The 23,200-nt window shown below is 39.7% G+C and carries 22 protein-coding genes, 1 tRNA gene and 1 pseudogene; 19 read left to right on the top strand and 5 right to left on the bottom strand.

All coding sequences use genetic code 11. From position 1 onward, the window contains the following. Positions 1-295 (top strand): response regulator (locus IDJ76_RS19515; protein ID WP_191165804.1); only part of this gene is annotated, 295 nt, incomplete at its 5' end. Between the two features lies 1 nt (position 296). Next, complete coding sequence (locus IDJ76_RS19520; protein WP_191165806.1) at positions 297-2,054, top strand: PAS domain S-box protein; 1,758 nt, start codon at positions 297-299, stop codon at positions 2,052-2,054. Positions 2,055-2,637: 583 nt separating this feature from the next. On the opposite strand, the gene IDJ76_RS19525 is transcribed toward IDJ76_RS19520, so the two are convergent. After that, a complete protein-coding gene (locus tag IDJ76_RS19525) occupies positions 2,638-3,417 on the bottom strand; it encodes a sensor histidine kinase (RefSeq protein ID WP_191165809.1) in 780 nt (259 codons plus the stop codon). A 673-nt stretch (positions 3,418-4,090) separates the two neighbouring features. Between IDJ76_RS19525 and IDJ76_RS19530 the strand changes: the two genes are divergently transcribed. Genes IDJ76_RS19530 through IDJ76_RS19545 form a run of 4 tightly spaced genes read left to right on the top strand, consistent with a single transcriptional unit; the run spans position 4,091 to position 6,754 of the window. After that, the gene (locus tag IDJ76_RS19530; RefSeq protein ID WP_191165811.1) at positions 4,091-4,447 is read left to right on the top strand and encodes a MobC family plasmid mobilization relaxosome protein; all 357 of its coding nucleotides are present in this window, start codon (positions 4,091-4,093) and stop codon (positions 4,445-4,447) included. A gap of 19 nt (positions 4,448-4,466) precedes the next feature. Continuing rightward, positions 4,467-5,717 carry a relaxase/mobilization nuclease domain-containing protein gene (locus IDJ76_RS19535; RefSeq protein WP_191165813.1) on the top strand — a complete coding sequence of 417 codons (1,251 nt, stop codon included), beginning with the start codon at positions 4,467-4,469 and terminating at the stop codon, positions 5,715-5,717. 49 nt (positions 5,718-5,766) lie between these two features. Beyond that, on the top strand, positions 5,767-6,108 hold the full coding sequence (locus IDJ76_RS19540; RefSeq protein WP_191165815.1) for a hypothetical protein: 342 nt from the start codon (positions 5,767-5,769) through the stop codon (positions 6,106-6,108). Between the two features lie 7 nt (positions 6,109-6,115). Continuing rightward, complete coding sequence (locus tag IDJ76_RS19545) at positions 6,116-6,754, top strand: zeta toxin family protein (protein WP_191165818.1); 639 nt, start codon at positions 6,116-6,118, stop codon at positions 6,752-6,754. 15 nt (positions 6,755-6,769) lie between these two features. Here IDJ76_RS19545 and IDJ76_RS19550 read toward each other — a convergent pair whose 3' ends face one another. Then, a complete protein-coding gene (locus tag IDJ76_RS19550) occupies positions 6,770-7,168 on the bottom strand; it encodes a helix-turn-helix domain-containing protein (RefSeq protein WP_191165820.1) in 399 nt (132 codons plus the stop codon). A 132-nt stretch (positions 7,169-7,300) separates the two neighbouring features. On the opposite strand from IDJ76_RS19550, the gene IDJ76_RS19555 reads away from it, so the two are divergent. From IDJ76_RS19555 to IDJ76_RS19565, 3 genes and pseudogenes are all read left to right on the top strand, one after another. After that, positions 7,301-8,659 carry a HEPN domain-containing protein gene (locus IDJ76_RS19555; RefSeq protein WP_191165822.1) on the top strand — a complete coding sequence of 453 codons (1,359 nt, stop codon included), beginning with the start codon at positions 7,301-7,303 and terminating at the stop codon, positions 8,657-8,659. Positions 8,660-9,162: 503 nt separating this feature from the next. Beyond that, a complete protein-coding gene (locus IDJ76_RS19560; RefSeq protein WP_191165824.1) occupies positions 9,163-9,324 on the top strand; it encodes a hypothetical protein in 162 nt (53 codons plus the stop codon). After that, positions 9,321-10,103: pseudogene (locus IDJ76_RS19565) on the top strand (recombinase family protein); the annotation flags it as partial. The gene IDJ76_RS19560 and the pseudogene IDJ76_RS19565, both read left to right, overlap by 4 nt. A gap of 739 nt (positions 10,104-10,842) precedes the next feature. Here IDJ76_RS19565 and IDJ76_RS19570 read toward each other — a convergent pair. Then, positions 10,843-10,916: transfer RNA gene (locus tag IDJ76_RS19570), tRNA-Arg, on the bottom strand. A 392-nt stretch (positions 10,917-11,308) separates the two neighbouring features. On the opposite strand from IDJ76_RS19570, the gene IDJ76_RS19575 reads away from it, so the two are divergent. From IDJ76_RS19575 to IDJ76_RS19620, 10 genes are all read left to right on the top strand, one after another. Then, positions 11,309-12,169 carry an N-acetylglucosamine kinase gene (locus tag IDJ76_RS19575; RefSeq protein ID WP_191165826.1) on the top strand — a complete coding sequence of 287 codons (861 nt, stop codon included), beginning with the start codon at positions 11,309-11,311 and terminating at the stop codon, positions 12,167-12,169. A gap of 121 nt (positions 12,170-12,290) precedes the next feature. Continuing rightward, positions 12,291-13,112, top strand: a complete 822-nt coding sequence (locus IDJ76_RS19580) for an N-acetylmuramoyl-L-alanine amidase family protein (protein WP_191165828.1) — start codon at positions 12,291-12,293, stop codon at positions 13,110-13,112. Between the two features lie 123 nt (positions 13,113-13,235). Next, positions 13,236-13,934: an HAD family hydrolase gene (locus IDJ76_RS19585; protein ID WP_191165830.1), complete on the top strand. Its 699-nt coding sequence runs from the start codon at positions 13,236-13,238 to the stop codon at positions 13,932-13,934. Then, positions 13,934-14,779, top strand: coding sequence for a phosphoribosyltransferase family protein (locus IDJ76_RS19590; RefSeq protein WP_224746422.1), 846 nt, complete (start codon positions 13,934-13,936; stop codon positions 14,777-14,779). Before IDJ76_RS19585 ends, IDJ76_RS19590 begins: the two co-directional genes overlap by 1 nt. Continuing rightward, entirely contained in the window at positions 14,769-15,323 is a 555-nt protein-coding gene (locus IDJ76_RS19595; RefSeq protein ID WP_191165832.1) for a TerD family protein, read from the top strand. Before IDJ76_RS19590 ends, IDJ76_RS19595 begins: the two co-directional genes overlap by 11 nt. 10 nt (positions 15,324-15,333) lie before the next feature. After that, a complete protein-coding gene (locus IDJ76_RS19600) occupies positions 15,334-15,948 on the top strand; it encodes a TerD family protein (protein WP_191165834.1) in 615 nt (204 codons plus the stop codon). A gap of 29 nt (positions 15,949-15,977) precedes the next feature. Next, the gene (locus tag IDJ76_RS19605; protein ID WP_191165836.1) at positions 15,978-17,123 is read left to right on the top strand and encodes a toxic anion resistance protein; all 1,146 of its coding nucleotides are present in this window, start codon (positions 15,978-15,980) and stop codon (positions 17,121-17,123) included. Positions 17,124-17,130: 7 nt separating this feature from the next. After that, positions 17,131-18,093: a hypothetical protein gene (locus tag IDJ76_RS19610; protein ID WP_191165838.1), complete on the top strand. Its 963-nt coding sequence runs from the start codon at positions 17,131-17,133 to the stop codon at positions 18,091-18,093. Between the two features lie 8 nt (positions 18,094-18,101). After that, complete coding sequence (locus IDJ76_RS19615; RefSeq protein WP_191165840.1) at positions 18,102-18,914, top strand: TerC family protein; 813 nt, start codon at positions 18,102-18,104, stop codon at positions 18,912-18,914. An 18-nt stretch (positions 18,915-18,932) separates the two neighbouring features. Next, the gene (locus tag IDJ76_RS19620; protein WP_191165842.1) at positions 18,933-19,391 is read left to right on the top strand and encodes a phosphatidylglycerophosphatase A family protein; all 459 of its coding nucleotides are present in this window, start codon (positions 18,933-18,935) and stop codon (positions 19,389-19,391) included. Positions 19,392-19,404: 13 nt separating this feature from the next. On the opposite strand, the gene IDJ76_RS19625 is transcribed toward IDJ76_RS19620, so the two are convergent. Then, the gene (locus IDJ76_RS19625; protein WP_191165844.1) at positions 19,405-21,966 is read right to left on the bottom strand and encodes an NACHT domain-containing protein; all 2,562 of its coding nucleotides are present in this window, start codon (positions 21,964-21,966) and stop codon (positions 19,405-19,407) included. A 565-nt stretch (positions 21,967-22,531) separates the two neighbouring features. Continuing rightward, positions 22,532-23,200 (bottom strand): response regulator transcription factor, encoded by a 669-nt coding sequence (locus tag IDJ76_RS19630; RefSeq protein ID WP_191165846.1) that lies wholly within the window; start codon positions 23,198-23,200, stop codon positions 22,532-22,534.

The raw sequence follows: 23,200 nt of genomic DNA on the forward strand, positions 1-23,200 counted from the left end.
ACAAGCGCCTTATCAGGATGCGATAACACCTGATCTGATCCTGCTTGACATCAATCTGCCAAAAGTTGATGGAATAGAGGTTTTAATTCACATAAAGGAAAGCAAAGTTTTAAAGCGAATCCCTGTAATAATGTTGACGACATCATCTGCGGAAGCCGATATTTTAAAATCTTATAATAATTATGCCAATTGCTATATCACAAAGCCCATCAGCCTGGCGAGTTTTATGGATGTGGTATCAACCATTGAGGAGTTTTGGGTTTCCTTGGTTCAACTTCCGGTAAAGAAAATATGATATGCTATTCAACCCAATCAACATACTTGTCATTGAGGATAATTTGGGAGATTTTTTTTTAATAGAGACGTGTTTGCATGACACGCGTATTGATACTAAAAATATTCTACACGCACAAACATTGCAGCAGGGTATCGCAATTCTGTCCTCCAATACCATTGATCTTCTTCTGTTGGATTTAACACTTCCTGATAGCTTAGCAGGCAACTCATATATAGAAATACAGTCTTACAAAAAAAACATTCCTGTTATTATTTTATCAGGGGCAAAAAATGAAGATATGGCACTTGATATTATGAAACAAGGTGCCCAAGATTATCTGCTTAAAGATGAGTTAAATCCGAAAATATTAGAAAAAACGATTCTTTATTCCATTGAGCGAAAAAGGAACCTCACCTTATTAGACCAGTCGCAAGCTCAATACCGGCTTTTGTTTGACAATAATCCTTTGCCGATGTGGACTTACGATGTGGAAACTTTAAAATTCGAAATGGTTAATGATGCAGCAATAGAACATTATGGCTATAGTAGGGATGAGTTTTTGGGGATGACCATTTTAGAAATAAGACCGGACTCGGAAAAGCAACGTGTAAAAGAGTTCAATTTCGCAAAGCATACTAATAGGTTAAAACATGCAGGCGAGTGGCAGCACCTAAAGAAAAACGGTGAAATTATTAATGTGGAGATAACATCTCATCTTCTTGAATTTGACGAGAAAAAACTTAAGCTGATAGTGGTTTATGATGTTACTGATAAATTAAGAGCAAAGGAAGAGCTCGAAAATAGTGAAAAGGTATTTAGATCATTGGCAGAGTCTTTTCCGAACGGCGCGATATCACTTCTTGATAGCGATTTTAACTTTCTATACACCAATGGTGTTGCGTATCAAAGATTAGGGCTAAACCCTAATCTTAACATTGGTAAAAAGTTTCTTTGGAGGGATTGTTATAAAAATGATAAAAAAAGAGTGCTATCAGAACTCGAAAAATGCTTAACCGGAGAAACCGTATCATTTGAATTTAGTGGAATGGACAAAGTATACACGAGTGTTGCTGCACCAATTTTTTCAGAACGCGGAATTGCGGAAAAAATAATTGTGATAACGCAGGATATTACCGATAAACACAAAGCGGAACAACACTTAAAATTACTTGAGTCGGTGATCGTTAACAGTTCCAATGGCATCATGATCGTGAATAATCCAAACGGAAAAAAAAACGGCCTCGAAATTATTTTTGCGAATAAAGCACAACAGGAGATGACCGGCTACAGCTTAAATGAGTTAATGGGTAAAAACCCAAGGATTTTTCAGGGAATAGATACCGATAAGCACGCATCAGACCAAATCAAAAACGCTACAGACAAGCGGCAGAAGACTTCGGTTGAACTGATTAATTATAGAAAAGATGGCACAGCATACTGGGTGAATTTATCTATTGTACCAATATTTGACAGTAAACGCAAATGCACGCATTTTATCGGCTTAAGTAAAGATGTTACGGAACGAAAACTTTCTGAACAGGCTATGCAGAAAGCAAATGAAGAGTTAATGGAGAAGAATAACCGACTTTACGAAATAGCCATGATAAATTCCCATATCATCAGAAAACCTGTTGCCAATATTTTAGGCGCAATGGGGTTGATTGATAAATCCTTAATTAATAACGCAGAGATTGTAGAGTTAATTGAAAAAATTGAAATAAGTACCCTGGAAATGGATAGCGTAATACATGACATTGCAGGAAAAGCAGTCGTTTAATATTTTTTGTTATTTAAACCATAATTAGATTAAAAATCAGCTGAATTTTAAACACTTGGAAATAAATTATCGGAATAGGATTTATTAGAATCCAGGCACCTCAACATTTAGGAAATTACAAATTAACCTTTAGCGATTTTTTCTCAAATTAATTTCAGTATCGCTGAACGGGCAATATCTTTTCATTATTTTATTAATAAAGTTCATAAAAATAGCTCACCTAATTTAATATTATGACTTTACTCTCCCGCAAGAAATTTATATCGCCTTACGTGATTTTTATCCTGACTATTCTGTTCTCTGTAACTTTAGATTCGCGCTTGATCTGTAATTCGATATAAGAGAATAAAACCTATGCCAGAACAATCAATCTGCGGGTAGGCAGCGAATGCTGAGTATTAAATCTACCTTTAGATATCACAGTGACTAAAAAGACAATACGGCTGCAAAAGGATTATCTGGAAAAGATGAATCATATTATTTTTTGCTAAAGACAAATGTGTTGAGCAAAAGCTGACCAAGGCGGCTGATGAGCAAAGGTTAGTAGCGATAGTTTCGGGCTATAAAACCTATCAGTCGGCAATCAAATCTTATGGACGTTTGGCAGCCATATGTAAAATTTTGTGCCCTTTCCTGGCCGGCTTTGAAAATGTATAGTACCTCCATAACTTTCAACAATTTTTTTACAGATGGATAAACCCAAACCATGTGATTTTTCGCCTGAAGTCCCAGGCCTTCTGCCTTTAGGCTGTGCGAATACATAAGGTTGTAAGCTCTCAGGTATTCCTATCCCAGTGTCTTTTACGATAATTTGGAGGCCGTCGCTGATCATTCGGGTGTCTACCGAGATTTCACCAAATTGCGGCGTAAATTTCATTGCATTCCCAATGAGGTTGTCGACTACGCGCGTTATTTTTTCCTTATCCACCTTTAAAAATATGTCTCCTTCAAAAAAATTTACTAAAACAGTTTGATTTTTTCGATCTATTAAATGCTTTGAAAAACGCAGGTAGTTCTTTATCAATTCATGAATGTTGACATCCTGCCTATATATGGTTTCTAAATCGCTATTTTTTATTGTCAAGAGTCCTTCGACCAATTTGAGTGAATAACTGGCTGCCAATTTAATGGCATCTAAAAGTTCATTTTGGTCTTCAGATAATTTATTTTCTTCCATAAGCAGCGTTGCCAACGAAGTTATGCTTCCTAAAGGATTGCGAAGGTCATGCGCAGTAGTTCGAATTAGTTGGTCTTTTTCCCTTAGTAGCAATAAAAGGTTCTCGTTGCCGGAAAATTCTGGACAAGAGTGAAATGAGACCTGAAATTCATTTTCAATGTAATTCGCGGATTTATTACTTGTCATGATAGCTCCAATTGTTTATCCTATACGGTTTTGATATTTTTTTAATTAAATAAAATAATTATAGGCATATCTTATGCCAATTGTAAGAAATAGAGGTATTTAACAAGATTATTATCATCTTAATGACGTTATCGTTTTAAAAAACATAAAAACACTAACGCACTTTTGAAAATTTTTTTGTGTTTTTAGTAGCCCCTGTCTGATTTTTGTAATCATTAAAATCCAAGTATAAAGGACATATGTAAAATTAGGTATTAGGATGCCTTATACCATTTAAAATAGTCTTTCATGCACGGGAAACAGGACTTAATAAGATGCGGTTTATTTTAAATAACTAATGACTCCAAACATGGCGGATTGGAAGGTCTGCATTATGAAGACTAAAGTATGTACAACCCGCAGCGGCCCTTGTAAACAATCGCTGTTCAAGCTAATGCATCGCTTGATTTCGAAGCAAGTTATGTTTTGGTAATACCAAAACGACTTGCCGATGGGTTCGCTTTACTCATCATCGGGTAGGAAACTACTTCACCATGTTCAGCATTTTAATAGAAGAAATTTAAATCCAGTCGGAATTCAGGTGATTTTATCGTAATTTATTTATCGGTACTACCTAAAACCTTGTCATATATACCTTGTCTAAGGCCGCAGCTTTGACCTAAATCATTTAATAATGAGCAGGCCAAGGAAAGATAAAGAACATAAACTCTCGAAAGTAATCGTCTTTCGGTTAACAGAGGCAGAACTTCAAAAACTGGAGGGGTATAGCGAAACCTGCGGCAAAGCTATTGGTGTGATGGTCAGGGATAAATTATTCACAGGAAGCTTTCCCAGGCAAGTGATGCCCAAATCAGACCACCAGCTTTATGCCGAATTAAACCGTATCGGGAACAATATCAACCAGCTCGCCCGGAGGGCCAACAGCGGGTTTATGTACAAGGGCCATACGCAGCTATTGTTGGATCTGCTCAACAAATTATTGGTTCAGCAGCAATTAGTCGTCAATCACCTGTTAGATGGTCGCCGTTGAAAAGTTCGGGTCCAACTTTATGGGCGCACTGGGATATAACCTAAAGAAAATGGATCATCCCGATAGCAGGCAACGTGCAGAACTGCTGGCAACCAGTTTTTCTTCCCTAACACCGGGAATGATCAAAAAGGAAGTTGAACTGATCCGGGAGTTACGCCCGGCATTATCCAAATATGTGTGGCATACCAGCCTGAATTTTTCCGTTGAGGAACTCGCAGATAAGTTAACCAATGAAAATATGTTGGAAATGGCTTTGGAGTATATGAAAGCGATGGGTTACGAAGATAACCAATACCTGATCGTCAGGCACCATGATGCAGACCACCCTCATGTTCACCTGCTGGTCAACCGGATTACCTACGATGGCAAAGTAGTATCCGACAGTAATAACTTTCATAAAAGCCAAGCCGCGCTTCGGAGGTTAGAAAAGCAATATAACCTGATAACATTAGATCGAGGTAACCTAGTAACTAAGCAGCGCAATAACAACAGATCTTTAGAGCAGAGTAGCCACATAACAACAGATCAGCCTAACAACAGATCAAAACACCTGGGTAACAATAGATCAATAGAGCAACGTAACGATGTAACCAATGGCAAGCCCCAACTGGCATCCCAGCGTTCATTGACCAAAAACGAAATTGAAAAGTCGCTCAGGACAGGTCAGCCTTCTGATAAAAGTGTATTGCAAGCATTGCTTAATCCATTGGTCGGCACCCACGGCGTACCCTTACAACGTTTCATAGAAGAATGTGAAAAGCGGGACATCTACCTGTTATTTAACCAGGCAAGTACCGGCAGGGTTAGCGGTATCACCTATTTTATCAATGATTTTATGATCAAAGGACAGGCATTGGGCAACCGTTTTAAATGGGCAGAACTGATCAAATATTTGGATTATGAGCAAAACCGAGACGGCCAGGCGATTAGCCTTTCAAACGACAGAACAAAAGCAAGATACAGAGAAACCCAATCATCCGCCGGTAACGAACGTGGAAGTGACGGACTTCCTGAAAACCTTGCACCAGGTACATCAACTATCCCTGGACAACCAACTAGCCTTAGTGGAAGTGAAGAAGAGGCTATCGGGCTTAGAGCTGATTACACAAAGACAAATGAAAATCATCTGGACACTGGCCGTACTGATAGTGCTATGGATTTTGATCATCATCCTTCAGGCGGCATTCAAATAAGTGACGATATTGACGATGAAGCGATGCTGGGCAGAAATCGCAGAAAACAGAAGCAGGCACGTACAAACAGACGGTAAAGGATTTGTTAATTATGATTATATTTGATTATTATCTTAAAGCACTTATATGGAAGTAATACTTGATAATGGAAAAAGGCCGCGCGGCGTGTTCCTTCCTTTAGAGGAATGGGAAACACTAAAATATGGCATTAATAAAGCCAGTGAGCTTTATAAGCTAATGGATGATCTCAGCCACCCGGATGTTTTCGAAATGGGCCCTGCACAGTTTTCACAATATTTGGCATCGCCTGCACAACAGGCTGTAAACAATGCGCTTGAAAATGGTTTATATGTTTCCTATCCCGCAGGAACTCCAAACACTTTTGTTCATCAGTATAAAGACGGCAGCAAGGAAGTAGTGCAATATGATCTACAAACCGGCGCGGAACATTTGATAACTAAACGATAGTTCATTCATGCCTATTTTTACTGTAGTGGCAGGCCCGAATGGTGCTGGTAAAAGCACATTTTCTGCGATGTTTTCCCGCCCCGGCGCATTAATCTTCGACCCTGACGTACAGAAATATAAAATAGAAAAGCAATATCCTGATATTTCGGATGACGCAATCGGGTCTGTACTCACTAAGGAATACATCAACTTTCAAGGTAAAGCACTTGGAAAAATGCTTCACCTAACCGTGGAGACAAACCTGCAATCTGATTATTTGCTTAGTAGTGTGGAAATATTCAAGCAGGCTAGTTACGATACGCGTTTGATCTATATGCTTTTACCTGATATTGCTACATCAATAGACAGAGTGGCATTAAGGGTAAAACAAAAAGGGCACTTCGTAGACATAGAAAGCGTCAAGACTAACTTTGAAGTGGGTCCCAAAAACCTACTCAAAATAGCAGATCAATTCGACCGGGTGATGCTCATCTCGGGTTTCAATAACAATCCGCAGGTAGAAACACAGCCACAACTGCTAATAAATATTGAAAATGGAATGACCCGCTATAAATCCGATGAAATTCCTGATTGGTGCAAAGGGATTGTTAATTCTACGGAAGTTGCCGCTACATATAATCAGGCATCTAAAGGACACAAGATATAATAGAGCGGAACCTATCTATTGTGCTTTTTTAAGCAATTCAATCTTTTCCAGTTCGCTGGCAAGCAAACGCTCATACAATTTTTTATTTTCTTCAAATAGTTCGACCAGCTTCTCTATCGGATTGAAATTAAACTGGTGCCCAATGTTAGCACCATGATTATTTGACCCTTCATAATTATTTTGGATATTGTAAATTACCGCTTCGTCGCTATAATTTTTTATAGCCTCGGCAGATACTCCAAGCACTTTGGCTATCTTTTCCAATGCACTTTCCTCTACCTCAGCACTCTGCTCAATCTTAGAAATCGCCTGCTGGCTTATACCCAATTCAGCAGCAAGTGCTTCTTGCTTCATACCTCGTAGTTCGCGAATGCGACTTATTTTTCTGCCAATATGTAAAGTTGCTTCTGCCATGGGTCAAATGTATTTTAAAATGTAAATGTACAAAACAACAGTGCCATTGTAAAATACAATTTGGTATGGTTCGGTACGGTCAAACCGTGCTCGTACTTTGACTGACGGGTTAATGCTGGCCTGTTTAATTTGATGGTCATGGAAAGCAACAAAAATTACGATAGTGCACCTCTTAATCTTAAGCCTACTGAAATAGCTAACCCTATTCTTGTAATCGCCGACTTCTTCGATGTTGACAGTCTGCCCGGTCATTTAGAAAGGTTACAGATATGGCGTAAGTGCATATTGGAAGACCAGTACTTTAAGGGCGATAAGGGAAGTCCTTCCGAATTACTTCATTTCTACAAGCTTAATCTTTGCTTGCTTGAAGCCACTTATTTGTTAATGGATCAGAACGGCATGACTGCGGCTTCTGCCGACTTATACCTTATCTTCAAACAAGTTTTTGATGACTACAACCTTTCTACCTACCGCGCGATATTGTATCAATGGCTTGAATTTGGATTGTCCGTCAGCGCAGCTAATGAATTCATAGACACAATAGATTTAATTCGGGTGTATGAAAACCTGCAAAAACTTTACCATGAGGCATGGCACATCTATCAGCACTCTGCCAGTGTATCTTCACTACAAATAAAAGATTTGGTTGAGAAGGGCGAAGGTAATCTTATCGACAATAATGGTGTAAAACTTTACAATCTGAATACGGCAATCGAGATCCATCGGCAGGAAACGATGAGTAGCCTTGTGGCAAAAATAAAGCATAAAGTTTCCTCTGCTCAGGCTATCATCTATTTAGGCCAGCCACCTGTAACTCCCGGAAACATCTTTCTTTTCGTATTAATCGAAGATAACGACCAAAGGCAATTACAATGCGTAGCCAGTACTATTGAAGAAAGCTGCCTTCAAATTGCGTCCGTTACCGCATTGGTACATCGCCCTTCCAGATTGAATAGATCAAGTGGCGATAATTTGTTTTTTAGCAATGCTCTAAAATGCCCTATCATCTATCTATCGGGCGAATTGCTTCTGCCTTCCGTAACCGTATCGGGTCATGGCGTACGGGAAAATGAATTAGTGATCTGGCTAAGGTGGATGGAACAGGGTAAAGACTTTTTAAAAGGTGCGGAATATTACCTTACCATCGGGGCTAATAAGGCTGCACTGTTTTCTTTAGAACAAGCGGCAGAATGCTTTTTGATAGGAATCATAAGGGTGGTAAACGGTTACACAACTCATATTCATAACCTCTCTACATTGCTTAACATTAGCCGAATGTTTACACATGATATAGCAGATGTGTTTGATTTAGGCAACCATGAGAGCCTGCAACTTTTTAACGTGTTGAAACATGCGTATATTAATGTGAGATATAAAGATAGCTATGAGATAGATTATCAATCAACAGCCTCCCTATTCCCTTATATTAAACAACTACTGGCAGTGGTAGAGCAGATTTACCAAAGACATTTAATGATGAATACTTTGTAGATTTAATTTGGGTGAATGGCAGCTGCGGCAAGCGGCTCATTACATCACGCGTTTACACGCTATATTCATTTGCCGCCAGCCTCGCTGCCGGAGCAGGAGTAACTCCAACCTCGTTACACCTGCAAAAACCGAAGGCTGACTGAAAATAAAAACAGTTAAAACCTTATTGTTCAAGTCATTGTGACAAACTCAATAACCACAGCTTGTAATTTATTAGTTAAACGAATAAACAAAACTGCTCTCTTTGCCTATCGTTGCATTACATCGCACTCACAAAGTTAGCCCAGCCCCTAAATCGTAAAGGGCAAGTAAATGGCGATTGTTGCTTGGGGTTGTTTGCGCCACCCTTGACAATTTAGCGGCTTAGCACTCCCGGTTGTTTAAGCGGGGCAATGGCTACCTGTGTGAAAAGGTCTTAATCAATGTTTATTATTCGGTACTACCGATATGCTTGTCATAAGGCTTCGCTCAAATCCGTCATCATTGTTCCTTAACCGGAAACAATGGAAACTGGAACAAAGGAAAAGCGGAAAATAACCTCTGCCGATGCAGTAGCGATCCTGAAAAAATCAGGTGTTGAAATCGATGAAAAAAAAGCGGGAGAAGTTTTGGATATGATGTATTTTTTAGCTAAATTGATTGTAAATCAGAACTTTAAGACGTGAGAGCAGCAGACTTATATATCAGGGTAAGCACCGATGAACAAGCCGATAAAGGGTATTCGCAAAGAAGCCAGGAAGAGGTGCTGTTAAAATATTGTGAGATCAATAAAATACAGGTGCGTAAGATCATCTTCGAGGATCATTCGGCAAAAACCTTCATCCGTCCGGAATGGACAAAGCTGCTGGGCTTCCTGCGCCAGCAGAAGAACAAGACCGACCTGGTGCTGTTCACCAAATGGGACCGCTTTAGCCGTAACGCACCTGATGCCTACCAGATGATCGCTACCTTAAAAAAACTGGGTGTTGAACCACAGGCCATCGAGCAGCCGCTGGATATGGAAGTCCCTGAAAATAAGATGATGCTGGCGATCTATTTAACCGCACCAGAAATTGAGAACGACAGGCGGGCTTTAAACGTATTCTACGGGATGCGCAGGGCAAGGAAGGAAGGTAGATACATGGCGACTGCACCGGTAGGTTATAAGAACAGGACATTAGACGGCGGTAAAAAGACTATCGTACCGTATGAGCCTGCGGCATCTGTTTTGCAATGGGCATTTGACGAGATCAGCATTGGCCAAAATACGGTAGTTGAAATCTATAGACAGGCCAAAGCCAAAGGCCTGCCTTGCAGTAAGAACAACTTTTGGCATGCTTTGCGCAATCCTGTTTACATCGGTAAGATCGTTATCCCAAAATTAAAAGAAGAAGAAAGCTTTATGGTTGATGGATTACACGAACCCATTATCAAACCGAGCGTTTTCTACGAGGTTCAGAATGTGCTGGAAGGGCGTAAAAGAAATCTGAAGACCAAGATCGTTACCCAGGATATGTTAGCTTTAAAAGGCTTTATTTGCTGCCCTGCCTGCGGCAAAGTGTTAACTGGCAGCGCATCAAAAGGGCGCAACGCTCATTACCACTATTATCATTGTAATTCAACCTGCGGTTACAGGACAAGGGCAGAAGAAGCGAACAGCATCTTTGAGAAACACCTAAAAGACTATAACTTGAATGCAGAAGCCGCGACTTTATTTAAATCGGTTATACTGGACGTTTATAAAAACGAGCATCAAACTACAGGTAGCAGCAGGAAGCAGTTCATAGACCGTATAACCGCGTTAAACAACAAGGTTACCAAGGCAAGGGAACTGTTATTGAATGATGACATAGATGCTGCTGATTTCCGTGCAGTAAAAGTAGAAACGGAACGGGAGATCGTAGTACTTGAAAGTAAGATCAGCGATCTGAGAAGTAATAACATGAGTATAAGCGAGGTCGAAAAAACGCTGGATTCAGCATTGACGAAGCTTACTTCTATTGATGCATTGTATTGTAAATCTGATCATTACGCTAAGCGGAAACTGATTGGTTCGATATACCCTGATAAATTCACATTTGAGGATTTGAAAGTTCGAACCGCGAAGACGGGGGATGTATTTAGTTTTATTTACCTGATAAACAATGAGTTACAAGGCAAAAAAAATGGGACAACGACCAGAAATTCTGTGTTGTCCCATAGGGTGATCCCATCAGGATTCGAACCTGAGACCTACAGATTAGAAATCTGTTGCTCTATCCAGCTGAGCTATAGGACCATTGCGTTTTTTTCGCGGTGCAAATATGGTAAATTATACTCAAATTGGCAATATATTTCTGCATAATCTATTCTCTTCCTGTTTTATATTTACTCAACAAAAAACAGTGGTAACCAATAATTGTTAAAATATTATATATAATTGTAACTAAATTATAAACCGGCTTAATTGCAATGTTAATTTATTGGTGCCGTATTGCATAAAGGCACGCCAAAACTTATTAATTTGCTGCAAAACTGTTTTTAATTTTAGCGCGTAAAACTTAGGTTTTGTGCGTGAAATTTTAATTTTTTGTATTAAAATGGGTGTTTTTACTTTTTAAAGTTTGTGGGTGTTTTTTTTACAATAAGTTAATCATACTTTTAACCAATTTTTTTTAATAAACTTATTTTATGATCATAATTGCTGACGGTGGCTCAACCAAAACAAATTGGTGCCTGGTTACTGAAGAAGGTAAAAAGGTGTACTTTAACACCGAAGGGTACAATCCTTATTTCGCTCCTAAAGATTACATCATTCAATCATTAAACGATAGCCTGCCTACCGATTTGGAGAGGGATAAGATCACCGAAGTGAATTATTATGGCGCGGGTTGTTCAACCCCCGAAATGCGTAAAGTAGTTGAAGATGCCATGCAGGCGGTATTCACTAAATCAAAAATCAATATTGGCCATGACCTGCTTGCCGCTGCCCGTGCTTTGCTGGGTAACAACGAAGGTTTCGCCGCAATTTTAGGTACCGGTACCAATAGTTGTCTTTACGATGGCCGCGAGGTAGTTAACAATATCGACTCGGGCGCCTACATCTTAGGCGACGAAGGTAGCGGCTGCCATATCGGTAAAAAATTACTGATCGATTATCTGCGTGGTTACATGCCCGAAGCGGTGCGTAAAGCATTTTGGGAAGAGTTTAAACTAACCCCAGATGATATCAACGAGATTGTTTACACACAGCCGCGTGCCAACCGTTTCTGCGCAAGCTTTAGCAAGTTTGTGTATGATAACAATGTGAACATCGAGTACTCACGTAACTTGGTGCGCACATCGTTTGAAGATTTTTTCCGTAACCTGGTTACACATTACCCTGATTATCAAAAATATACTTTTAACTGTATCGGTTCGGTTGGTTACAACTTCCGTAACGTGCTGGAAGAAGTTTGTACTGAAAACGGGATGACCGTTGGCAACATCATCCGCTCGCCTATAGATAGCCTGGTGAAATACCACTTGGAACTTGCTCCAAGCCAGATATAAGACTGGCTAAAAATTAAATATTACAAAAGCGACTCAATTAAATTGGGCCGCTTTTTTATTTTTGTACGGATATGATAACTCGCAATTAAACGTTATGAGCCAAAGGTCGTCTTCACTATAAATGGATCAAAAATATTTTAAATTGTTTAGTTTACTGGCTGTCGTAGGCTCCTGGTTAATTCTTTGCTCATTCACTACCCCTGCCGATACGATAAAGAGTGGAGGTTTTAAATTTAAAACTGTGGTAATAGATGCAGGGCATGGTGGGAAGGATGCCGGAGCTCGAGGTAATTTTTCTTACGAGAAAAACGTGGCCCTTGCCATTGCGAAAAAACTGCTGTCTGCCATACAAACCCAACTACCCGAGCTGAATACCGTGATGACCCGCAGCGACGATACCTTTATTGAGCTTAACCGACGCAGTGCCATTGCCAATCAAAACCAGGGTAACCTGTTTGTTTCTATCCACTGCAACTCATCGCCAGAGGGTACTGCAGCTCGTGCTAACAAAAAGAAGGGAGTAATGCTGTTGATATACGGGATACACCGCTTGAGCGAGCAGCTGGAGGCCGTGCGCGAAAATGCCTCGATATTTATTGAAAAGGATTATAAAGAAAAATACCAGGGGTATGATGAAACAGATCCGTCTAACGTAATTATACTGAATACCTTTACCCAAAAGTATCGTAAGCAAAGCATCCTTTTTGGCGATCTGCTGAACAACGAGTTTAAAATGACCGATAACCGGGAAAGCATAGGCGTCAAGGAGCAAGGCGTTTATGTATTAGCGCATAGCGCGATGCCTGCAGTATTGGTCGAAACCGGCTTTATTAACAATCCCGATGAGGAGGAGTACCTGAATTCTGACGAAGGCCAAACCGAGATCGTACAATCTATCATTCGTTCTATCCAGGCGTATAGAGCGTCATTTGCGGCTCAGTAAATAATTGTTTCTTTTTACAAGCACAGTTTAAATTTATTACGGGACAAGCAAAAAAAAATCTACATTAGTTAACGCGATGTGATAGATCATCGGGTGTGTAATTCTTATTCGTCTATTTTACTAATGCCTTATTATCAGCACTATTCCTTCGACCTTTGGCTTACCCTCATTAAATCAAACCCCGATTTTAAGCGGGAGCGTGCTAAATACTTTCACCAAAACTTTAATTCGAGCCATAAAACAGTTGATGAGGTTTCGGGGATATTTCGCCGGGTAGATTTGATGTGTAACGCCATCAACGAAAAAACGGGAAAAAATATCGATGCCGATGAGATGTACCTGATGGTGATCGATCTGATCAATAATGGTACGCTTTTATTTGACGACGTAGATACCAAAAGTCTGCACGCACAAATGGAGACCCTTTTGTTTACCTACCCGCCGTTAATGTATTCTGATGTAACAATAGAAGTATTATCGCATCTAAAACAAAAAAGTGGCGCTACATTTAGCCTGCTTAGTAACACCGGGTTTATAACCGGGAAAACGCTACGTAAAGTTTTGGCTTTGTATGGTCTGGACAATTATTTTGACTTCGAACTTTATTCTGATGAGGTGGGGATGTCAAAACCCAACCCGGCTTTTTTTGAATTAATGCTTAATAATATTGATATCTGTAATAACTGCAAAACCATACCTTTAAGCAATATTATCCATGTTGGTGATAACCCCAAAAACGATTTCGAAGCAGCCCGCAATGCCGGCGTAAACTCGCTGCTGATCAATTCAAACAATCAAAATATTTTAAGCCTCACCCAATAATGCACACTACCTATTCATTACATCACATTAATAATACGGCCAACTTCGGTTTTAGTGCCGATGATTACAGCCGTTTTAAGTTTGGCGATGGGGCAGTAGCAAAAATATTCGGTACCGACCTGGCCATTGGTTTCATTAAAGAACATTTGGCCGTTAAGCCTGTAAAACAACAAGTAGTAGTGATATCCAGCCCGTATTCGTTTATTCCTACGGCAACTTTCGGTATGAAAACCTGGTTTGTTTATCATCTCAATCAATGGCTGGCACAACACCATTTACCCGTTGTGCAGGAAACTAAGGTACACCGCACCATTACCTATAAAGAAGACTACGGCGAACTGGATGCCAAACAACGGATGATCCTGATCGGTAATGATCAGTTTCATATCGATAAAGATTTTTTGACCGGTAAAACACTGGTGTTTTTAGATGATATCCGCATAACCGGCAGCCACGAGCGCATGATAACTAAAATGGCTGATGCTTATGGACTGCAAAACGATATGTATATGCTGTATTTTGCGGAACTGGTTAACGATGCAATTCATCCCAATGTGGAGAATCAGCTTAATTATCACCAGGTAAAAACGATATTTGACCTGGATAGGATCGTAAAGAGCCCTGATTTTTTAATTAATACCCGTATTGTAAAATATGTGCTTAACTACAGCTTCGATAGTTTTTGCGTGTTCATACAAAACCAGTCGGCAGCCGTTATAGAGCTTTTTTACAATATGGCGCTGGGCAACGGTTACCATACTATTGATGCCTACCAAACTAACCTTAACTTTATAAAAAAACATTTACTTTTAGATAATTATAAATTAATAGAATATGGCAATTAACCTTCAAAAAGGGCAGCGTGAGGCAATTGACGCCCCTAAATTTATTATAGGATTAGGATGGGATACCAACAATTCATCTACCGGGGCTGCGTTTGACCTTGATGCCTCCATTTTTATAATGGGCGATAACAAAAAGCTTTTATCAGACGAGCATTTTGTATTTTATAACAACTTGAAATCGCCCGATGGCGCGGTTGAGCATACCGGTGATAACTTAACCGGTGCAGGTGATGGAGACGATGAGCAAATTAAGGTCGATCTATCAAACATTGACCCGCGCGTAACCGAAATTTGTATTGTGGTGACTATACACGAAGCGGATAGCCGCAGGCAGAATTTTGGCCAGGTGCGCAACTCATTTGTACGGATATTTGATGCAGCTACCAATGCCGATATTTTAAAGTACGAGTTAGAAGAAGATTTTTCGATAGAGACCGCGGTAGAGTTTGGTAGGATCTACAAACGTGACAATAAGTGGAAGTTTGAGGCAGTGGGCGTCGGGATGCACGGCGGCCTGCAAGATTATTTAAACAAATACAACTAAACCTAATATCATGGCAATTAATCTGCAAAAAGGGCAACGCATCAGTCTGGAAAAGACCAACGGTGCCAAATTACAAAACATATGTGTAGGCATTAACTGGGGCGCGATAGAAAAAAAAGGTTTTTTTGGCTTTGGCGGCACTAAAGAGGCTGTTGACCTTGATGCCAGCTGCGCGTTATTTGACGAGAACAAAGCGTTAAAGGAAGTAGTATACTTTGGTAACTTAAAGTCAAAGGACCAATCTGTACGCCATAGTGGTGATGACCTTACCGGCGATATGGACGGTGACGACGGCTTGGACAATGAAGTGATCACACTTGATTTTTCGACTCTGAACCCTGCCGTAAAGCATGTTGCATTCGTATTAAACAGTTTCAGGGGCCAGGATTTTGGCACCATCCCGTTTGCATCTATCCGCATTTATGAAGGTACGCCAAAAAGGGTGAACGAGGTGTTTGCAAAATATGATATCGCAAACGGATCGGGCTTTGCAGGCCACGTATCAATGGTGATGGGTATATTTTACCAAAAGAACGGCGAATGGAAATTTAACGCCATTGGCGAGCCCACCAAAGATAAAAAGCTGGAAGAGACAGTTAACACCGTTATGAAAAACTTTTTGTAATTAGCTTTAACAGGCATTAACTTTTAACAATGGAAACCAACCCTATTAACAACGCCCCGAACTTAAACATACCGCAACTTAACGTTACGCCACCCGATGGCAGCGGCAGCACACCTGTTAAGGTTGATAAAGACGGCAATGTTGACCTTGCTGCCATTACGCCTGCCGAAGTGCAGAAATACAGTGCGCTAAGCAAGGACCTGAACCCTGCCGATGTGAACTCAATATTGAACTATGGCGTAGAGGTACAAAACTCAATGGAAAGGTATAGTAATACCTTTTTAACGTCGGTACGTACGTTTAATTCAGGCGAGGTAGGGGTTCTAATTACCGATCTGCTTAACGAGCTTAACTATATCGATGTTGATGAACTGGAGCAAAATTCATTCATGAAATTTGTATCGCGGATCCCGTTGTTGAATAAACTGGTAATGGATACCAAAAAGCTGTTTGCCAAGTACGATACAGTTGTAAATAACATCGATAAAATAACCAACAAGATAAAAGCTGGTCGTGTTAATTCTATTAAGGACAATAGTGCGCTGCAAACCATGTTTGATAGTAATGTAGATTATATTAAACAAATGGAAGATTTGATCATATCCGGCCAATTAAAGTATAACGAACTTAACGAAAAGCTGGCAGTGATGGATGGTAACCCGGCCGGTTATAACGACTATGAAATTGCCGACCTGCGCGACTTTGTTAACCGGTTAGATAAACGCCTTGCCGACTTAAAGGTAGTGCGCTTTATTATGCTGCAATCACTTGCGCAAATAAGGGTAGTGCAAAACAACAATACTACCATTGCCGAAAAGGCGCAGTCTATCGTATCAACCACTATACCGGTGTGGAAAAACCAGTTGACCATTGCTGTAGCCTTAAACAGGCAAAAGCAAAACGTAGAGATGCAGCGCAAGATATCCGATACGACCAACACCATTTTGCTTAAGAATTCCGAACTTTTAAAGCAAAACAGTATTGAGGTAGCCCGCGAAAATGAAAAGACCGTCGTGTCGATAGATACCCTGAAACGCACGACTGCCTCATTGATAGAAACATTGACGGAGGTGAAACGCATACATGACGAGGGAACGCAAAACAGGAAGGCACTTAACACCGAACTGCAAACGTTAGAAACGGAGCTGAAAAAGAATGTGACCAACACGCGCTAATTGAATTATGGATGAGAACAGGATAAGTATATTAAATGCATCAACCAGGGTTATCAGCAAGTTGCAGCTGCTATCCGTTTTTTTTGATAACGATGTTATTTATAAAATTTACCTGCGCACACAAGTAATCCATCAGCTATTTGCATCCAATTTAGATCTGGATATTAATAAACTGGAGATGTTTCATCTCCAGTTTACATCAACCCTGATAGACCTGCTGCGAATCATAAAAAAGAACAATGAAACCCAGGCTAATTTATTGTTTGACGAGATCCGCCTGAATGATCAGCTGATTGACCAGATGGACGACTCTGTTTACACAGAAAAGAATTATGTGATGGATAAACAGCGGCAGGCTTTAAAAATGAACCAGTCGTTGCGCAAACTTTACCAGGCTTTATCAGACAACACTGCCGAGTACCCATTTTCAAAAAATATCAACGTTTTCAGCGCTCACTACTCGGCCGATTTCTTCTATACCATACCTACTGAGTTGGTTTATGAATTGTTACAGTATACGGTAAAGGATGTTTACTCAAACGAGTACGCTACTATTCAGCGAAAGTTAATGGGATCGCTTTGCAAGTATGATTTTAAAACACAGTTTTACTGCGGGTTGCGCGCAAGTGATGTGATACTGGAAGTTTATAAGTTTGTTGAGGTAAACAAATACTTTATTTTTTCGCCCTTAAATAGTCTGTTGCTCTTTTGCGATGTGAATAAACTGGGCAACCTGGATCTGAAAAATACCGTATCTAAACGCGAGCGGATGATGCGCGAACTGCGTGATAAAAACATGCAGCTTAAGGGCAGTGCAGGTTTAATTAAAACCAATTTGCCGGCTAATATCACAGATCTTTTGGCCGATGATTACAAAAAAATAGCCGACGTGAATTTTATGCAGCATATGAATACCTTTGACGTACAGGCAAATGTTTTAAAAACAATGTTAAACACCGAAATTATCTAAGAACAATAATGGACTTTTTACACACTTTACTCGGCCCGGATATTAAGGCAGGCCTGCTGATTGTTTTGAACCTTATAGTGATAGAGAGTTTACTCTCGGTAGATAATGCCGCAGTGCTGGCCACTATGGTGCTCGATCTTCCTAAAAAACAGCGTAACAGGGCTTTGCGGTATGGTATAATAGGGGCTTATGTACTGCGTGGCGTGTGTTTGTTCCTGGCATCATGGCTGGTTAAAATATGGTGGTTAAAGCCACTTGGCGGCTTGTACCTCATGTACCTGGCCTTTGATTATTTTAAAGGGAAGGCCAATGCGGGCGGCGAAGATGAATCTGTTGATAAGAGTAAAAACTGGCTCTACAAATCAACTGTTGGTTTAATAGGCACGTTTTGGGCAACCGTAGCACTGGTTGAATTGATGGACCTGGCTTTTTCTATAGATAACGTATTTGCTGCCGTTGCTTTTACAGACCACGTATTTTTAATATATACGGGGGTATTTATTGGCATATTGGCCATGCGTTTTGTTGCACAGGCCTTTGTAAAGCTGATGGAAAAGTTCACCTTTTTAGAAACCGTGGCTTTTGTGGTTATCGGGGTTTTGGGCATTAAGCTCACGGCATCGTTATATGTGCATTTTTACCCGGGTACTGCTTTGAGCGAACTACTGGAAGGCGAAACTGCCGATATAGCCGTATCGGTATTTACCGTAGCTGTGTTCATTTTACCTGTATTAACATCCTTGTTATTCAATTTCCCCAAAAAGAATATTATTGAACCGGAAGTGGCCGAGTCTGCCGAGGACGTACTGGACAAAAGCTGATCTGTTATTAAAGCAAAGATGAATAAAGCTATCGCATCCATATTTGGTGTTGGTTATATAAAGGGCGGCGGCACGGTTGCTGCAGTAATTACCTGTGCCGTACTCTATTTATTATGGCAGCAGGCCTGGTTTGTAAGCCCTTTTTACCTGCTTTTAATCACAATATTGATAACCGTTTTAGGGATTTATGTTGGGAACGTAGTAGAGGCCGATTGGGGCAAGGATAGTTCGCGTGTGGTGATAGATGAGGTTGCCGGTATGTTGGTTACCATGCTTTTTATCCCGCAAAATATTTACCTTTTAATTGCCGGGCTGGTACTATTTCGTTTTTTTGATATCGTAAAACCCCTTTACATCCGTAGGATGGAAGACTTGCCCGGCGGTACCGGAGTTATGTTAGATGATGTACTGGCCGGCATTTACGCCAACGTTATTTTACAGGCTATAGCTTTTTTTATCTACGTTAGCCCCTTTTAATACTTCCCTGCAATTAAGCATTGTTTAAAACTTCTGCCTGCACAAAAAGATCTGGCCTTAAATCCCCTTCGCGCAAAATCTTCATGTTTTCGTATCGTACTTGTTGGTAAAAGGCCGGGTTTAACTGCGCAATTTGTGGAGTTTTCAAAATGGCTGCGTAAATAAAGGCCCGAGACAATTTGTTGCCCGATGAACCGCATACCGTAGTTAATTGTTTCAAATAAGCAGGGATACTTTCGTAATCTTCTATCAGGATAGCTTTCTTAATTTTAAGGGCATTGAACATAGATTTCATATACGGGGTAAAGGAGTCCTCCTCCATACTGTATATCGTTGCTACCTTCTTATAAACTTCTAATACCTGAGCGGTATCACCTAACAAGGTATATGCCTGTGCAATCAGCGTTTTTTTAAAGAAAATATAGGGGGTGAATGGTTCTAATGGTTTCTTATAAAGCTTACGTAATGCATTTACAAACCGTATCACTTTTTGGGGCTTGTTACAAAGTAAAAGTGCGTTACCCGCCAAAATATATATCAATTCATCGGCGCTATCATCCGGAAAAGTATTGCTATACAACGCTGGGTTAAAATTGAATTTAGTGATGTCAACAAACAGATCCTTTTTTATATGCCCGTATTTAAAAAACTGATACAATGTTTCCAGGCAGGTTAGCGGGTTGATAGTGAATTTTTGAAAAGTGTTTTGCGGGAAACTTTTAAGCGTATTAATATACCTGTGCAGTTTACTCATATCGAGTTGCAGTACGGCTATAGTAGCTAAACCGGTGTAGGCTATTATTTTTTTACGGTTAGATAATTCGAATTTAAGAAGCGTTTGCAAGGTCTTTTCATAATCTGAACAGATAAATTCCATCCCGAAAAAGTAATTAAAGAACTCATCGCTGCTGTCTTTTTTAAAGTACTGAACGATGGTTTCAGATTTTTTGACCGGCGAACAGGCTTTGTCAAGCAAGTCGCCTAAAAATAAGATCAGATTTGATTTTTGTTTAAGATTTAAGTGCGCTTTTGGCAGCATGTCAAAACTGTTTTGCTGCGCGGTTTTAGTTGCGTAAATAATGCACCATTTAAGTATGTAAAGTTTATGCTCGTTATCAAAAAGCAGGTTTATACTTTGAATTAGCTTTTCGTCAAATATAAAGTCGTGATCCTGCAAAAGTTCTTTAGCAAGCGTGTGTTGTAAAAAACTATCGTTTCCAAAATGTATGTTGGTATCGTAGCCAAACGAGGTACTGGTATTAAGTTCGCGTATGAAGCCAATAGATAGCAGTTCGTTATAGGCATTGGGATATTGTTTTATAGCGGAGTTTATTTTCAGTTTAGGTACCTGGTAGCTATGATTTTTAAGCTCCATGGCTTTCACCAGCAGCTTTAAAAATGTTAACTTATCGGCCGAGTGTTGCCCCAGGTATACTTTGTTGAGTATAAAAGTTGATATCAGTTCATATATGCAAACATGATCAATGTTGTTAAGGGTAAAATCTTCTTTGTATTCCTTATAGTAAAACTGAAAATATAGCGGGTGGTTAAAATGCTCGGCCAGGTCAAAAGCGATGAAGTTTTGTATAGAAGGGTTGATATTAAGGCAAAGTTCTTTTATCTCCGGCACACTAAATAAAGGTACATTGCCGCTTAAAGTATCAATCTGTTTAGCAAAACCATTAAACCATCTTTCGGTATTAGCCTGTAAGATATGCAGGTTATTGATCCAGGTGGTTGTACGCATATTAAGTACCATTTTAAACCAGGGCGTGTATTTATACATAGCAAATACATCAATAAGCTGGTTTATTAGTTGCTGAAACTGATCCGTCTTGTAGGCATATTCATCCAATCCATCTATAATCAGAATAAAATTTCCCTCTTTTTCATGATTTTGATCAGTAAGTAAATTCATGTCTGCATCGCTGCTATACCCCAGCAAGCCCAGTACCCAATCTGTCAAATTACGGCCGCTTAAAAAAACGTTCATTATTGCGCTGCTGCTGAAAAAAAGAATAATGTCGTTATTGGATGCGGATAACTGTGGGGAAAGGTGCTCTTCAACCCAGTGGCAAAGCCCTATTGTTTTACCACAGCCGGCCGGCGCACAAAAAACTGTTGCAGAGTAATCGCCGTTTAAGAATTCATCCAGATGTTCATCTACAAATCGCCTTTTAATGGTTTGATTATATGGAATGCCTGATTTGTTTTTTAAGGCCTGAAGCGTAAATGTGGTAATTTTATTTGCACTTTGTTTTAAAGAATTCCAATCGTTTGTTTGGTTAGCGTCTTTTACCGGCTTGGTTACATTTTGCTTTTCGCAAAAGTCATCCCAACCCAGGTAGCCGCAATATTTAGCCATCGTATCTATAGTAAATATCGACGGGTTAAATTTACTTAAGGCAAAACCATAAACGCGCTTGAGCGTAGTTTCACTCAGGCTGAATTTAGTTTCGGCAAAGATGTTGGTAGACAGTGTTTTACAACCGTAAGGTGTGATGCTTGCAAGGCCGGCCTTTTTAAGAACCGCTCCTTTTAAAATTTCGAAATATTGAGGTAAAAATATCGTCATGTATCCTCCAGTATCTGCTATTGTAACCCACACTCATTATATGACCAGTTGTATACACTGGCTAACGGTTGTTTCTCTCGTAATATCTCCGTTTGATATTGATCTGCCGGTTTGATATTCGTTTGCAATGCTTTGCAATTTGTGTTCAAGTTTTCTAAACTGTTCCTCATTCTCTCCATACCCAATTGAACTTAAAATTGTGCTGCCCAATAAATTATAACAATGTTCAGCGGGTAATCCCCGTATGCTCAAAATGTCGTATTTTATCTGGTTGCTTATAAATATAATCTCCATTACTCACTAAAAAAACTAATACAACTGTCTTTTATAGTGGTAAATGTATCACCTTATACGGTAGTTTAAAACAACTTGTTTTCTTATATTAAAAAAATACATTTAATAATAGTTAATAGCAACGGAAAATCAGTACAAATAAGAAACAAGTTATTGTCTGGGGGGTGATTTGTTAACTTGTGATATACGTAAATAGAGCATGCGTAGAAATACGCATTTCGCGAAATACGTATTTCTACGCATGCTTGGTTTTATATTTGTAGTAAAAAAATTACAAAGAAAGTTCAACTATGCCATGCTTTATGGCAAATAGCACCATGCCTGCAGTGTTGCGGCAATTTATTTTGTTGATGATCTTAATCCTGTAACCTTCAACGGTACGTGCGCTCAAAAATAATTCGGCACCAATTTCTGCATTGCTGTATTCCTGGCAAACCAACTTAAGTATCTCTGTTTCCCGGTCTGTTAAGGCAACGGGCAAACTGGTTAGGGCATCTACAGTTTGTAATCTATGGTTGCCACTGTTCCTGATGGCTTTTAAAGCATCATTATTGAAATAAAAGCCGGTTTTATAAACGGTCCTAATGGCCAGGGATAGTTCATTCTTGTCGCAATTTTTTGCCAGGTATGATGCCGCGCCGGTGTTGATCATCTGCGTAACCAATATCTCGTTTACATGCACGGATAGTATGATCACCTTTATTTTAGGGTGGCTCTTTTGCAATAGTTTGTTAAGCTCAATACCATTCATACCGGGCATATCCATATCAATAATGGCTACATCTATTTTTAGGCTATCGTTTGCCAGTCTATCCAGTAAATGCTGGCCGCCTTCGCATTCGGCCACTAAGTTAAAGCCTTCGGTAAAGTTTATAAGTAAAGCCAGGCTTTGTCTAAAAAGGTTTTGATCATCAACTATAGCTATGTTTATTTCGCTCAT

Origin of the sequence: Mucilaginibacter glaciei, from assembly GCF_014773245.1 — a bacterium.
GTDB lineage: Bacteria > Bacteroidota > Bacteroidia > Sphingobacteriales > Sphingobacteriaceae > Mucilaginibacter > Mucilaginibacter glaciei.